Consider the following 13502-nt stretch of genomic DNA (forward strand, 5'->3'; position numbering starts at 1 on the left):
GGCGCCTGCGCCCGCTGGCGCCCCACGCAACTTGGGGGAACAACGCTTCATCAAGGCCCGGCACCGGCCCGACCGTGGCCGCGGCCCGCCCGGGGCCGTGTCAGCGCACGAGGCCGTCGGACCGCCGGGAATGACCCGGCAACGTTCTCGGTTATTGCCGGCATGAAGATTGAGATCTGGTCCGACGTGGCCTGCCCCTGGTGCTATATCGGCAAGCGACGCTTTGAAACTGCCCTTGCGGCCTTCCCGCACCGCGATGACGTACAGGTGCAGTGGCGCAGCTTCCAGCTGGACCCCACCTTGCCGGAACACTACGACGGCACCGAGCTGGAGTATCTGAGCACCCGCAAGGGCATGGATCCGGCCCAGGTTGCCGGCATGTTTGAACACGTCGCGGCCCAAGCCGGCGACGAGGGCCTGGCGTACCGGTTCGACGACGTCGTCGTCGCCAACAGCTTCATGGCCCACCGGCTGATCCACCTGGCCGCCGCGCACGGAAAGCAGGACGCTGCCAAGGAACGGCTGCTCAGCGGCCACTTCGAGCACGGCCGGGACATCGGCAGCCGCGAGTACCTCACGTCGCTGGGCCTTGATCTCGGGATCGACGCCGGTGAACTGGACGAACTCTTCAGCTCCGACAAGTACGCCGAGGACGTCCGCCAGGACTTCGCGGAAGGCCGCGCGCTGGGCGTCAGCGGGGTGCCGTTTTTCGTCATCGACCGCAAGTACGGCATTTCCGGCGCCCAGCCCGCGGAGACCTTCAGCGCCGCCCTGGAACAGGCCTGGCAGGAAAGCCGCCCGCTCGTGATGGTCGACGCCGGCACCGCGGACACGGCGGGCGCCGCCTGCGGCCCGGACGGCTGCTCCGTCTAACGCCGCTCCCCGGCCCGAACGGACACCTGCGGCCCAAGAAGCCCCCACGGGCGGGGCCGCAGTGTCCGTTCGCGCTCCGCGGCGGCGCGGTTACCGTCGTGTGCCGCCTACGGGGGCACCGGCTTCGGCGTCGTCGGCGGTGATCAGGATGTTGCCCTCCGCGATGGATTCGGCCATCACGTCGTGCTCGACGGCCGTGGCCAGCGGCTTTTCCTTGATGAAACACATCAGCAGCGCGGCGGCCAGGGCCAGCGGAACCATCCAGATGAAGATCGGGGTCAAGGCGTCGTTGTAGGAGGACACGATCGCCTCCTTCAGCGGCGCGGGGAGCTTGCCGACGACGGCGGGTGTCAGTGAGTTCGACCCGCCCGGCGCGCCTCCGCCACGTGCCGCAGCCGGGAGCCGTTCGGTGAGCAGTTCGGCCAGCCGGCTCGCGAAAAGGCTGCCAACGACGGCGGAACCCAGAGTGGCGCCGATCTGGCGGAAGAAGTTGTTCGAAGCCGTTGCGGTGCCGACTTCGCGCAGCGGGAAGGAGTTCTGCACGATCAGGACCATGATCTGCATGCTCAGACCCAGACCCAGGCCCATCACGGCGAGGTAGGCGCAGATTTCCCACAACGGGGCTCCAGGTTTAAGTGTGGAGAGCAGCACCAGGGCCACGGCGACCAGAACACCTCCAGCGATCGGCATCCACTTATACCGGCCGGTGCGGCTGACCAGCTGGCCCGAGACCACCGAGGCCGCCAGCAGGGCGCCCATCATGGGGATCATCAGAAGGCCGGACTCCGTGGCGTTGACGCTGAATGCCATCTGGAGGTACGTGGGCAGGTAGCCGATGGCGCCGAACATCGCGACCCCGATCAGCAGGCCGGCGATCGTGGCGAGGTTGAAGTTGAGGTCTTTGAACAGGTGCAGCGGAATGATCGGCTCGGCGGTCCGGCTCTCCACCAAAACGAACGCGGCGGCGCTGGCGACGGCACCGGCGATCAGGCCCAGAATGATCGGGTCGTTCCACTCATACTTGCTGCCGCCCCAGGTGGCAAACAGCACCAGGCACGTGGTGGCGATGGCAACCAGCACCATGCCGCCAAGGTCCAGCCGCGGCCTGCCGCTGTGCTTGGGCAGCTTCAGGAAGAAAACGGCGCCGGCAAGGGCCAGCAGCCCCAGCGGGATGTTGATCCAGAACACCCAGCGCCAGCCCGGGCCTTCGGTGAACCAGCCGCCAAGCAGCGGTCCGGCGACCGAGGCGATCGCGAAGACGCCGCCCATCATGCCCATGTACTTACCGCGTTCCCGCGCCGGAATGACGTCGGCGATGACCGCCTGCGACAGGATCATCAGGCCGCCGCCGCCCAGCCCCTGGATTACGCGGGCGACAATCAGCATGCCCATGTCGTTGGCCAGGGCACCGACGACGGAGCCCGCCATGAAGAGCAGGATGGCCGCCATCAGCAGGGCCTTGCGGCCCATCAGGTCACCGAGCTTGCCGTAGATCGGCATGGTGACCGTCGAGGCGAGGATGAAGGCGGTGATGACCCACAGCATCTCGTTGACGCCGTGCAGCTCGCCGACGATGGTGGGCAGCGCGGTGCTGAGCACGGTCTGGTTCAGGGACGCCAGGAGCATCGAAAGCATCAGCCCGACAAACAGCAGGACGATGTGCTGCTTCTGTTCGGGCTGTCCTGCGGTGGGGACGGCTGGGGTGGCCATAGGTAATCCTTTGTCAGCGGCGTACAGTGACGGGGCGCGGTACGCCATGCGGCGCGGGCGGTTGCCCACAGCAACGGCCTCAGTCTTTTTGTCTGCGCCGGGCCCTGTCAAGAGTGGTGGGTCTCGAAGGGTTCTGGCAAGTTCTTGCATCGCAGCAACGTTGCGCCGGTGTACAGACTCAGGTCGCCGGTCAGGTGAGCGCCGCCATGGCGAGCGCCCCGGTCACGCCCAAACCCAACACGGCGAAGCCTACGGCTACGAGCACGCCCCGGGAACGCCCCGCGAACCATGAGCATTGAGGGCAGGCTTCCTGCAGACCGTGTCGTAGCGGGCCGCACCCGGCGGGGGCAGCGACGGCGGCCGGCGACCGCCCTCGCTTGCTGACAGATCGCGCTAAAGTGTCCGTATGCCCAGGATTTCGGCCGTCAGTAACGCCGCCCAACGTGCCGAGACCCAGCGCCGCATCCTCACCGCCTTCGGCGAGCTGCTGTTCACCCACGGGCTGCCCGGTCTGACCATGACCGACGTCGCGCGGCATGCCAGGATCGGCCGCACGGCCGTCTACAACTATTTCGCGGACATCGAAGAGCTCCTGATCGCCTACGCCCTCGACGAGACGGAGCGCTTCCTGGTGGAACTGCGCGAGGCCCTGGCGTCACTGGAGAATCCGGTGGAACGCCTGGCCTTGTATGTCCGCGCGCAGGTCGCGGACCTGAGCCGGCGCCACCTGCCGCCGGGGCCCGCCATGGGGGCAGTCCTCTCGCCGGCGTCCTTTGCCAAACTGGCGGACCATGTGGGCGAACTGAGCCTCCTGCTGCAGGGCATCTTGCGCGACGGCATGGCCGAACACTACTTCCCGGAAGCCGACATCGCCGAGCTTGCCCAGCTCATCCACGGCACGCTGTCCTCAAGTGCGGCGCGGGGCGACGGGGCGGGGGCGGACGCGGAGTCCGAAGCCCGGATTGCCCGCACCGTGCGGTTCATCCAGCTCGGCGCCGGGGCCAGGTTCGACGACGCCGGCCGTCCGCTGCGGTTGGCCGCATAGCCACGCTGCCGCGCCCTCGCGGACGCAGGCCGCCGGCCGCTCAGGGGTTCGGGCTGACCGGCACGATGGTCGGCACCACCGGCAAGTTGGGGTTCTCTACCTCGCGGCGGCTCTCCCGGGGACAGCTGAGCTTCCCCGGCGTCTGGTCCACGAGTCCGGGCTTGGTGAGGTCCTTGAAATCCCCGGTCAGGATGACGTCCACGCTGGAATCGTTGCGGCCGTCCTGGACGTAGTCCGACCCAGGCAGGTTGCGCTGCACGCTGAGCGCAGCGGACTGGCCGGCGGCGCCGGAGACCACCAGCGCAACCCCGCGGTAGCCGGACTGGGCGTTGCCCACGGCGCCCACAACAAATTTGCGGGCCAAGAACTCGTCCGCCACGGTCCGGGCCAGTCCCGGGCGGCCGGTGGAGTTGTAGACATTCAGTTTGATCTTGTCGGGCGGCACGTAGTCGTACGTGGCGTCCGGGCACTGCGACACCGCAGCCTGGCTGGGTTTCGGCGTCGGGAGCTTGATCTGGCCGTTGATGACGGCCAGGGCCACCACGGCGGCGGCGGCGATCAGCGCCACCAACAGCCCCAGGACCACCCCGTGCAGGATGCGCCGCCGCTTCCGTGCCCGGCCATCGAGCTCATCTTGCTCCACAAAGACGGCGCGCAGGTCCGTGCCGGTGATGACGTGGTGACCGTGCAGGACGGCAGGGTCCTTCGGCTTCCTAGCCATTGATCACCAGCACGCGGGCGTGGATCGCTGTGCGCTGGTGCAGGGCTGTGCGGACCGCCCGATGCAGGCCGTCCTCGAGGTACAGCACGCCGCGGAACTCCACCACGTGCGGAAAAAGGTCGCCGAAGAAGGTGGAATCCTCAGCCAGCAGCGCCTCGAGGTCGAGGGTCCGCTTGGTGGTCACGAGTTCATCCAGCCGGACCGGTCGCGGCGGCAGCGCCGCCCAGTCCTTGGGCGTGTGGAAACCATGGTCGGGGTACGGGCGTCCCTCGCCCACAGCTTTGAAGATCACCCTGCAAGACTAGGGAACATCCAGGGCCAGGAGAATCAAAGTCGCCCCGGCGCCGGAGGTTGTGGCCAAACAGTGACCTTTCGTCCCGGGGCCGGGGGCGACGCCGGGATCCCGTGTCAGGCTGAGACAATGGCGGTATGACTGCACGTGAGACTACTTCCGCTTTGCCGCCGTCGGCGCCGCCGTTGGCACTGCTGCTCGACGTCGACGGTCCGGTGGCCAGCCCGCTCACCCGCACCGTCCAGCCGGGCATCATCGCGGACCTGCTGGCTCTCGCTGCCGCGGGGATTCCGGTGATCTTCAACACCGGCCGGTCCGACGCCTTCATCCGCGAGCAGGTGATGGACCCGATGATCGCCGCCGGGATGCCAGAGGGGCTCTTGGTCCACGCCATCTGCGAAAAGGGGGCCGTGTGGTTCAGCTACACCGCCGCCGGCCGGCCCGGCCCGGTCCACGTGGACCGGGAACTGGCCATCCCCAAGGCGTTCGGCGACGACGTCCGCCGGCTCGTGGCCGAGGACTACTCGGCGCACATGTTTTACGACGAGACCAAACGGGCGATGGTGTCGGTGGAACAGCACGTCGCCGTCACCAACTCCGACTACCGCGAGGAACAGGCCCTTTTCGACGCCGACGCGATGGAACTGATGGGCAGGCACGGGCTGGGGGTGACGCGGCTGGACCATCACGCCCCGGACAGCGACGACCGGATTGACTACCGTGTTGACCCCACCATCATTTCCACCGACATCGAATCCATCCGGCTGGGCAAGGATCTGGGCGCCAGCCGCGCCGTGGAACTGCTCGCGAGCCAGGGCGTCACGCCGCTGGCCTGGCGGACCGTGGGCGACTCGCGCACGGACTACGCGATGGCCGACTGGCTGCACCACAATGACCACTCCGTCAAGCACGTGGATGTCCGGCCCGCGGACGGCATTCCGGTCAAGCCGTACCCGGTTCTCACCGCCGGCGACTTGGGGCTGGGCGACGAGGTCATCCACGACGACGCCGGAGCGGCGTTCCTGCGTTCGTGGCGGGAAGCTTTGGCCGGCTGAGCACCGGTTGGAAGCCCGTTTCCGGGGCGTTTTTGCACCCCGGGTTATCATGCAAGTAGAGACGAACGCACTTTAAAGGCTCGGAGAAACAAGATTACAGACGCATTGATTCAGGACGAGATTTACTACGGCAGCCAGGCCAGCGAGGACGACCATGCCCACGCGGAGGTCACGTCGGCGGCTGCCGTCGCGCGGCTCCGCACCCGCCCCGACGTCGTGCGCCGCCACGGCCGGTATGCGCTGATCAATGAAAACCACACGCCGTACCAGTCCATGGTGGAAGACCTGCTGTTCCTGCGCGCTGTACTGGCCGACGCGAAGCTGGACTACCTGCTGGTGCGCGGCAACAACGACCGTCCGGTGATCGCGGTGGACTGGAAGAACCGCCGCCAGCTCCGCGACGCCCTGGTCGAGGCCTGCCGGGATGAGCCGTTCTACTCCATGACCGTGGACGCCAAGAAGAAGTCCTGGGTCCTGGTGGCCGACGGGGAGCTTTCGCCTAACCGCCAAGCACGGATCTTCAGGCTCTACCGGCCGCGGGTGGAGCTTCAGGGCGGCCTGGAATTCGGCGCGTCCGCAGGCGTCCAGCTGGAACTCTGGAGCTTTGAAGGCGACCAGCTGATCCTGCCGATTGAAAACTCACTGACCCGGCGGACGCTGCTGGCGCAGGATGCGGTGCGCGGCACCGTCGAACGCTACGGCCACACCTGGCCGACGATCGAGAACATGTTCGCCGACCACGCCAGCGACATCAACTTCGACATCGATCTGGTGTTCTCCTGGGTGGACGGGAGCTCGCCCGAGTACATCGCGGCCCGCCGCGCCCGGATGGCCGGCGTCGTCGTGGGCGAAGGGGACGACCACGAAGCCCGCTTCCGCCAGATCAACGAACTGAAGTACGCGCTGCGCTCTGTCTACATGTTCGCCCCCTGGATCCGCCGGATCTTCATCGCCACGGACTCCCCCGCGCCGGAATGGCTGGCGGAGCACCCGGGCGTGACGATCGTGCGCAGCGAGGAATTCTTCGCCGATCCTTCGGTGCTGCCGACGCATAATTCCCAGGCGGTCGAATGCCAGCTCCACCGCATCGAGGGCCTTTCGGAGCACTTCTTGTATTCCAATGACGATATGTTTTTCGGCCGTGCGGTGCGTCCGGACATGTTCTTCACCCCCGGCGGCATCACCAAGTTCATCGAGGCTGAGACGCGCATCGGGCTTGGGGACAATGACGCCGAACGCAGCGGTTTCGAGAATGCGGCGAGGGTCAACCGCAAGTTGCTGTGGAACCGTTTCGGGCGGATCACCACCCGCCACCTGGAGCACACCGCCGCGCCGCTGCGGCGCAGCGTGGTGGAGCAGATGGAGCAGGAGTTCCCGGACGAATTCGCGAAGACGGCGGCCAGCAGGTTCCGTGCCGCGGACAACATCTCGGTGACGAATTCGTTTTACCACTACTACGCTCTGCTGACCGGGCGTGCCGTCACGCAGACCGCCGCCCGGGTCCGGTACATCGACACCACGGCCCGCGCGGGTCTGAACTACCTGCCCAAGCTGCTCGCCAAGCGCCACATGGATTTCTTCTGCCTCAACGACGGCAGCTTTCCGGAGGTGCCCGCTGAGGAGCGTGCCGAAATCGTCACGGACTTCCTGGAAAAGTACTTCCCGATCAAGGCACCGTGGGAGAAATAAGGCCAGGGGCGGGCTCAGCTAGTTGAGCGTGGTCATCCGGCGGTCGTCGGTCGCCGATGCCCTCGCTGCCGGCCCTGCCTGCCGCGGGATACGGATGCCGGCGGCGGCGATCCGGCGCTGGGCCTCCTGCGCCGGCACGAATTCACCCACGGAGGGCAACGTGTCGCCCAGTTGCACCACGGAGTGCACAATCGTGTCTTCGTAGACGTGGACCAGGTTGAAGGACTGACCGCTGTCCCGCCCCCGGCTACCGCCCACCGGGACGTTCAGGTCCTGGGTGTAGCACGTGGCGGAGGCGACTGAGACGGGGATCCCGGCGAACATCGCCGTCGTGGAGTAGTGGAGGTGCCCGGCCAGGATGGCCCGGACATCGGAATCGCGCAGGACGTCCGCGAGCGCCGCCTGGCCGCGAAGTTCGACCAGCACAGCGAGGTCCAGCACCGAAGGAACCGGTGGGTGGTGCAGGGCGAGGATCGTGCCTTCCGGCGCGGGGATGGAGAGCTCTTCAGCCAGCCAGTCCAGCTGGCCGGGGCTCAGTTCGCCGTGGTGGAACCCCGGCACGGAGGTATCCAAGGTGATGATCCGCAGGCCGTTGAGGAAGTAGCTGCGGTCCACCGGGGCTGTGCCGGGAGGTTCGTCCAGCAGAGCGGCCCGGAAGTTGGCCCGGTCGTCGTGATTGCCCATCGCCCAGATCACCTTCGCGCCCATCGCCCTGCAGGCGGGTTCTGCAATTTCGCGCAGCTTTGCGTAGGCCTCCGCCTCGCCGCGGTCGGCCAGGTCGCCGGTGAAAATCACGGCCTCAGGCCTCGCACCGGAGGCGCGGACTTCATCAAAGAGTTCCCTGAGCCGGGAGTCGCTGTCCACCACCCCGTGCAGCCGTTCGGTCCCGCCCAGCAGATGGGCGTCGCTCAGGTGGAGTAGGAAATGCCGCGGCCGGGGGTGTTCGGCCTCGATGAGCTCCATTGCAACCTTCCTGGTTGGGTGGAGGCGTCGTCTCCAGTGTCCCTCTCAGTAAGATCTATCCAACCAGAACTTCGGCCGGCCATGGGCAAACTCAGGTAGGCATGTTTGAAAAAAGAGCAACCGGCGAGTAGTCCGGCGGACAACATACCTGCACACGCATGTGCCGGTGTGCGCCCGCCGGACGGGAATTACTCGGGTTCCTGATCGGCTAGCTCAGGTAGCCGTTGGGGTTGAGGACGTACTTGGTGGCGGCGCCGGCATCGAACTCGGCGTAGCCCTTCGGTGCGTCCTCCAGCGGAATAGCCTTGGCGTTGACGTTTTTCGCGATGTGAACCTTGTCGGCCAGGATGGCCGACATCAACTGCCGGTTGTATTTCATGACCGGACACTGTCCCGTGGTGAAGCTGAGCGACTTTGCCCAGCCGGTGCCGAGGCTGAGGGAGAGCGCACCCTTCTTGGCTGCCTCGTCGATGCCGCCCGGATCGCCCGTGACGTAGAGCCCTGGAATGCCGAGGGCGCCGCCGGCGGCGGTGATGTCCATCAGTGAGTTCAACACCGTTGCAGGCGCTTCCTTGGCCCCAGAACCGTGACCCTTGGCTTCGAATCCGACCGCATCGACGCCGCAGTCGACTTCGGGAACGCGGAGGATTTGCTCGATTTGCTCGGCTGGACCGCCCTTCGTCAGGTCGATGGTCTCGCAGCCGAAGCTGCGCGCCTGGGCCAGACGCTCCTCATTCATGTCTCCGACGATCACGACGGAGGCACCCAGGAGCTGAGCGCTCGTCGCCGCAGCGAGACCGACGGGTCCCGCACCGGCGATGTAAACGGTGTTGCCGGGGCCGACGCCCGCGCTGACGGCGCCGTGGAAGCCGGTCGGGAAGATGTCCGAGAGCATGGCCAGGTCCATGATCTTTTCCATGGCCTGGTCCTTGTCCGGGAACTTCAGCAGATTCCAGTCGGCGTAGGGCACGAGGACGTAGTTTGCCTGGCCGCCGACCCAGCCGCCCATGTCCACATAGCCATAGGCACTGCCCGGGCGGTCGGGATTGACGTTCATGCAGATGCCCGTCTTGCGTTCCTTGCAGTTCCGGCATCGTCCGCAGGCGATGTTGAACGGGACGGAGCAGAGGTCCCCCACCTTGATAAATTCGACGTCCGGCCCGACTTCCACCACCTCGCCGGTGATCTCGTGGCCAAGCACCAGATCTGTGGGGGCCGTCGTGCGCCCACGGACCATGTGCTGGTCCGAGCCGCAGATGTTCGTGGCGACGGTCTTGAGGATGGCGCCGTGGCGCACCTGCCGTCCCACGTTGGCCGGGTTCACGCCGGGGCCGTCTTTGAGTTCGAAAGTGGGGTAGTCAATGTCGATCAGTTCGACTTTTCCCGGCCCCTTGTAGGCAACGGCTTTGTTTCCTGTCATCACTTTCCTCCTGGTTTCACGGACCCCAATGCTGAGTGCCCAGTTGTGATTCACGAAGCGTTCTGATGCGCCCTCCACAGGCCCCGCGCCGGCTGCGATGCCGGCGGGCTGGCGCGGGAGCGCCGCGGACAGGCCAGGAATGTCGGAAGGTTTGGCCAGTCTAGGACGGGGGTGAACTGGGGAACATGGGCCGTTGTCCCCTTGCTTTATCCATTTCCTGCCGTAATTCGACGCGGCTAGGGCGGTCGGGGCCCACGCGCCGGGGCTTAGTGCTCCGAGAATCCAGGCGTGGGCCTGGTGCGCAGGGGCATAAGTCGGCCGAGGTCAGGCCAGCGCCTGGGCCCGGCTCACGGGCGGACCGGTTCAGGCCAGCGCCTTCCGGATGGCTTCGACGACCTCCGGGGCGTCGGGTTCCGTCGTGGGCGCGAAGCGGGCCACGACCTTGCCTTCGCGGTTTACCAGGAATTTCTCGAAGTTCCACTTCACGAGCCCCGGGAGCAGGCCGTTCTTGAAACGTGTCAGCTGCGCATAGAGCGGGTGCTGGTTCTTACCTCGAACGTTGGCCTTGGTGGTCAGCGGAAACGTCACGCCGAAGTTCCGTTCGCAGAACTCCGCGATTTCGGCGTCAGCGCCGGGTTCCTGCCCGGCGAACTGGTTGCACGGGACCCCCAGGACGGTGAAGCCTTCGTCGCGGAACTTGTTGTAGAGGGCTTCCAGACCGGCATACTGCGGGGTGAAGCCGCATTGGGAGGCCACGTTGACGACCAGCACCACCTGGCCCTTGTACCGGCCAAAGTCCGTTTCGGTGCCGTCGTTGAGCGTCAGGGGAATACTGTGCAGATCTGTCATGGCGCGGTCCTCGTTTAGTCGGTAATGAAGGTCGTGACTACTTCGGGAATCAATCCCAAAGTGGTCACGACCTTCATTCGATACCAACGCGCGAGGGTATGGGTTGGTGCCTGCTAGGGGCCGGCAGTCCCGGACGGCTGGGGCGTCGCCGAAGGCAGGACAGTCTCCGGGGGCAGCGGCGCAGCTGTGGGCTCAGGCGCCGGCGGAGCGAGTGTGGGAGCTACCACCGAAGGCACGACCGTCGGCTCCACCACAGGTGCCGGCGGGGGCGCCACGACGGGTGGCGGGGCCGGTTCGACGACGGGCGGCGGGGCCGGTTCGACGACGGGCGGCGGGGCCGGTTCGAGGACGGGCGGCGGGGCCGGTTCGAGGACGGGCGGCGGGGCCGGTTCGACGACGGGCGGCGGGGCCGGTTCGACGACGGGCGGCGGCGCGGACGGGCTGGTCGGCCCGGGATCCGACGTCGGCGGCGGAACCGTCCCCGGATCCGACGTCGGCGGCGGAACCGTCCCCGGATCCGACGTCGGCGGCGGAACCGTCCCCGGATCCGACGTTGTCGGCGGAACCGTCCCCGGATCCGACGTTGTCGGCGGAACCGTCCCGGGGTCGGACGTTGTCGGCGTGCCGCTGGGCGGCTGGGAGTATCGGGGCGAATCGGTCCCGCCCGAGGCGTAGCTCGGGGGCTGGCTGGCTCCGGTTGTCGGATCGCTCTGCTTCCTGGTCGGAGATAGGCCGTCCCAGACAGACGGAGTGGGCGAGGGCGAATAGGCGAACGGCGTCTGTGGCATCTCCGCGATGGGTACTTCTTGGTAGCCGCCGGTGACTTCGTGCCGTCCGTCGTCGGAGACCGGAATGGCCCAGCCCAGGGAAGCGTTGGAGGGCAACCCGGCGTCGGGAGCATAGCTGGTCATCTCGATGGTGCCCAGTTGGTCGGTCTGCTTAATCGGAATGAGTATCCAGTCGTGCGGGTCCTTGTGGACTCCATTAAGGATCGTCTCGAAGTGCAGGTGGCAGCCGGTGGATGAACCGGTGGTTCCCACCCGGGCGATGACCTCGCCGACCCGCACCGAATCGCCCTTCTTGACGGCGATCGCTTCAAGGTGGTTGTAGGTGGTGATCAATCCGTTGCCATGGTCAATTTCCACGCGGTTCCCGCCGCCCCAGGGATGCCAGCCGACGGCCCGCACCACGCCGGCGTCCGCAGCGTAGACCCGCGTTCCGCAGTCCGCGGCGTAGTCCTGACCCCAGTGAAATTCGCCCGCGGACCCGGAGAGAGGGCTCGTCCGCAGGCCGAAGGGCGAGGATTCGTGCAGGGACTCGAGCGGGGCCATGAGGAACCCTTCCGCGGGCCGTTTCAGCTCAGCGGACGCCACGTTTAGCTCCGCTGGCACACCGTCCTTGGACGCCGTCCGGACTGCCGACCGGGCATAGGCCACCAGCGCATGGGCGTCTGTCGTGAAACCTGCACCGGGCAGCGGACCTTCGGCCCCGAACGCTGCAGAGCTAAAGGCAGTGACGTCGGCGGAGCCGAAAGCGGCGTTGCCCACGGCCGCGGAAAGTCCGGCAGCGGGGCGGCCTACGCTGGCTGCCGTACCAAGGGTGGGCTGCGCGGCAACGCCGGCAGCCGAGATTCCGGCAGTAACGACCGGGGCTCCCGTACCGGACACCCCTTGGACTCCGAAAGTCAGCACTGCCAACGAGAGGCAGAAGCCGCCCGAAAGACAGCGCACCGCAAGAATCCGGTTTTTAGTTGATTGTTCGCTCGACGAGTTACCCCAGTGTTTACCCACGATTTGTTCCCCGCATCCTCAGTCTCCGCTTCCGCGGACTGCCGCTTTTATACGACCACAATCGGTCGTGGCTGTGAACGGTCCGAACTACCCCTCTTCAAACTCGAGTGGTATCCCCAGTAGCCAGGCGTAAGGGGGCAAGTAGGGGTCCCAGCGGCGGTAGGCGAGAATGGAGTATGCGCAATGTCCTGAGGGAGTGGCAGGCCGAACTCAAGCAGACGTTCACCGGCACCCGGGACGCCGTCCCGGAGTGGGTGGGACGCCTGGCCGAGGGCGACGACGCCGGCTATCACCACCCCGGCTCAGCTGTCTGGGCAGTCCACGGAGGGATGGCCACGATTGTGGCCGGCATTCGCGCCCTGCTCATGCAAGCGCTGCACCCTGGTGCACTGGCGGGGGTGCACGACCACTCCCGCTTCCGGGAAGACCCGCTCGGCCGGCTCGCCGGGACAATACGCTGGATCTTCACGGTCACTTACGGATCCACCGGAGCGGCTCAAGCCGCCTCCGGCTGGGTATTGCGCCTGCACGAGTCGGTGCGCGGGGATTATGTCGACGCCCACGGCGTTCGCCGGCCGTACGCGGCGAACGACCCCGAACTGCTCCGGTGGGTACACATTGCCTTCACCGACGCGTTCCTCTCCGCGCACAAGATCTGGGGCGGACCGATTCCTGGCGGCCCGGACGCTTACGTCCGCGAGTGGGCTCAGGCCGGAGCATTGATGGGGGTGGATTCACCGCCATTGAGCGAAGCGGAGATGCGCCGGCAGCTTGACCGCTGGTACGACGACGGCGAACTCATCTCCGACGACAAGGTGGCCGAGACGGTGGCCTTCATCCGCAATCCGCCGCTCCACCCGGCGCTCAAACCGGGCTACCGGGTGTTGTTCGCCGCGGCTGTGGCCAGCCTCGAGCCGAAGTACCGGCAGATGCTGGGACTGCGGACTCCGCGGCTGGGACCGGTCCCCCTGCCGGTGAAGCTGACAACGAAGCTCACGCTAGGCGTCGTCCATCTGGCCTTGGGTAAAGTCGGTCCCAGCGAGCAGGCGGCACGACAACGGCTCCGCCGCCTGGGCCTGGCGGGCTAGACACTGG

Annotated in this window: 12 protein-coding genes; 5 read left to right on the forward strand and 7 right to left on the reverse strand. The window is 66.8% G+C overall.

The window, feature by feature from the left end; translation table 11 throughout:
• The first annotated feature begins 162 nt into the window (after positions 1-162).
• Entirely contained in the window at positions 163-873 is a 711-nt protein-coding gene (locus QFZ61_RS01700; protein WP_307032734.1) for a DsbA family oxidoreductase, read from the forward strand.
• Between the two features lie 90 nt (positions 874-963).
• Here the strand turns inward: QFZ61_RS01700 and QFZ61_RS01705 are convergent, their stop codons facing one another.
• Complete coding sequence (locus tag QFZ61_RS01705; RefSeq protein ID WP_307032736.1) at positions 964-2583, reverse strand: MDR family MFS transporter; 1620 nt, start codon at positions 2581-2583, stop codon at positions 964-966.
• Positions 2584-2989: 406 nt separating this feature from the next.
• On the opposite strand from QFZ61_RS01705, the gene QFZ61_RS01710 reads away from it, so the two are divergent.
• Complete coding sequence (locus tag QFZ61_RS01710; RefSeq protein ID WP_307032738.1) at positions 2990-3628, forward strand: TetR/AcrR family transcriptional regulator; 639 nt, start codon at positions 2990-2992, stop codon at positions 3626-3628.
• A 40-nt stretch (positions 3629-3668) separates the two neighbouring features.
• Here QFZ61_RS01710 and QFZ61_RS01715 read toward each other — a convergent pair whose 3' ends face one another.
• On the reverse strand, positions 3669-4349 hold the full coding sequence (locus QFZ61_RS01715) for a LytR C-terminal domain-containing protein (protein ID WP_307032739.1): 681 nt from the start codon (positions 4347-4349) through the stop codon (positions 3669-3671).
• The gene (locus QFZ61_RS01720; protein ID WP_307032741.1) at positions 4342-4641 is read right to left on the reverse strand and encodes a type II toxin-antitoxin system VapB family antitoxin; all 300 of its coding nucleotides are present in this window, start codon (positions 4639-4641) and stop codon (positions 4342-4344) included. Before QFZ61_RS01720 ends, QFZ61_RS01715 begins: the two co-directional genes overlap by 8 nt.
• 137 nt (positions 4642-4778) lie before the next feature.
• Between QFZ61_RS01720 and QFZ61_RS01725 the strand changes: the two genes are divergently transcribed.
• Together QFZ61_RS01725 and QFZ61_RS01730 are read left to right on the forward strand one after the other, a co-directional pair.
• Positions 4779-5696, forward strand: coding sequence for a hypothetical protein (locus QFZ61_RS01725; RefSeq protein ID WP_307032743.1), 918 nt, complete (start codon positions 4779-4781; stop codon positions 5694-5696).
• 273 nt (positions 5697-5969) lie between these two features.
• On the forward strand, positions 5970-7385 hold the full coding sequence (locus QFZ61_RS01730; RefSeq protein WP_307037949.1) for a stealth family protein: 1416 nt from the start codon (positions 5970-5972) through the stop codon (positions 7383-7385).
• 18 nt (positions 7386-7403) lie between these two features.
• Here the strand turns inward: QFZ61_RS01730 and QFZ61_RS01735 are convergent, their stop codons facing one another.
• From QFZ61_RS01735 to QFZ61_RS01750, 4 genes are all read right to left on the reverse strand, one after another.
• Entirely contained in the window at positions 7404-8348 is a 945-nt protein-coding gene (locus tag QFZ61_RS01735) for a phosphodiesterase (RefSeq protein ID WP_307032745.1), read from the reverse strand.
• A 208-nt stretch (positions 8349-8556) separates the two neighbouring features.
• Complete coding sequence (fdhA, locus tag QFZ61_RS01740; protein ID WP_307032747.1) at positions 8557-9768, reverse strand: formaldehyde dehydrogenase, glutathione-independent; 1212 nt, start codon at positions 9766-9768, stop codon at positions 8557-8559.
• Between the two features lie 363 nt (positions 9769-10131).
• Positions 10132-10617 carry a glutathione peroxidase gene (locus QFZ61_RS01745; RefSeq protein ID WP_307032749.1) on the reverse strand — a complete coding sequence of 162 codons (486 nt, stop codon included), beginning with the start codon at positions 10615-10617 and terminating at the stop codon, positions 10132-10134.
• 113 nt (positions 10618-10730) lie between these two features.
• Complete coding sequence (locus QFZ61_RS01750; RefSeq protein WP_307032753.1) at positions 10731-12284, reverse strand: M23 family metallopeptidase; 1554 nt, start codon at positions 12282-12284, stop codon at positions 10731-10733.
• A 299-nt stretch (positions 12285-12583) separates the two neighbouring features.
• On the opposite strand from QFZ61_RS01750, the gene QFZ61_RS01755 reads away from it, so the two are divergent.
• On the forward strand, positions 12584-13495 hold the full coding sequence (locus tag QFZ61_RS01755) for an oxygenase MpaB family protein (protein WP_307032755.1): 912 nt from the start codon (positions 12584-12586) through the stop codon (positions 13493-13495).
• Positions 13496-13502 lie beyond the last annotated feature (7 nt).

Origin of the sequence: Arthrobacter sp. B3I4 (assembly GCF_030816855.1) — a bacterium.
Taxonomy (GTDB): Bacteria; Actinomycetota; Actinomycetes; order Actinomycetales; family Micrococcaceae; genus Arthrobacter.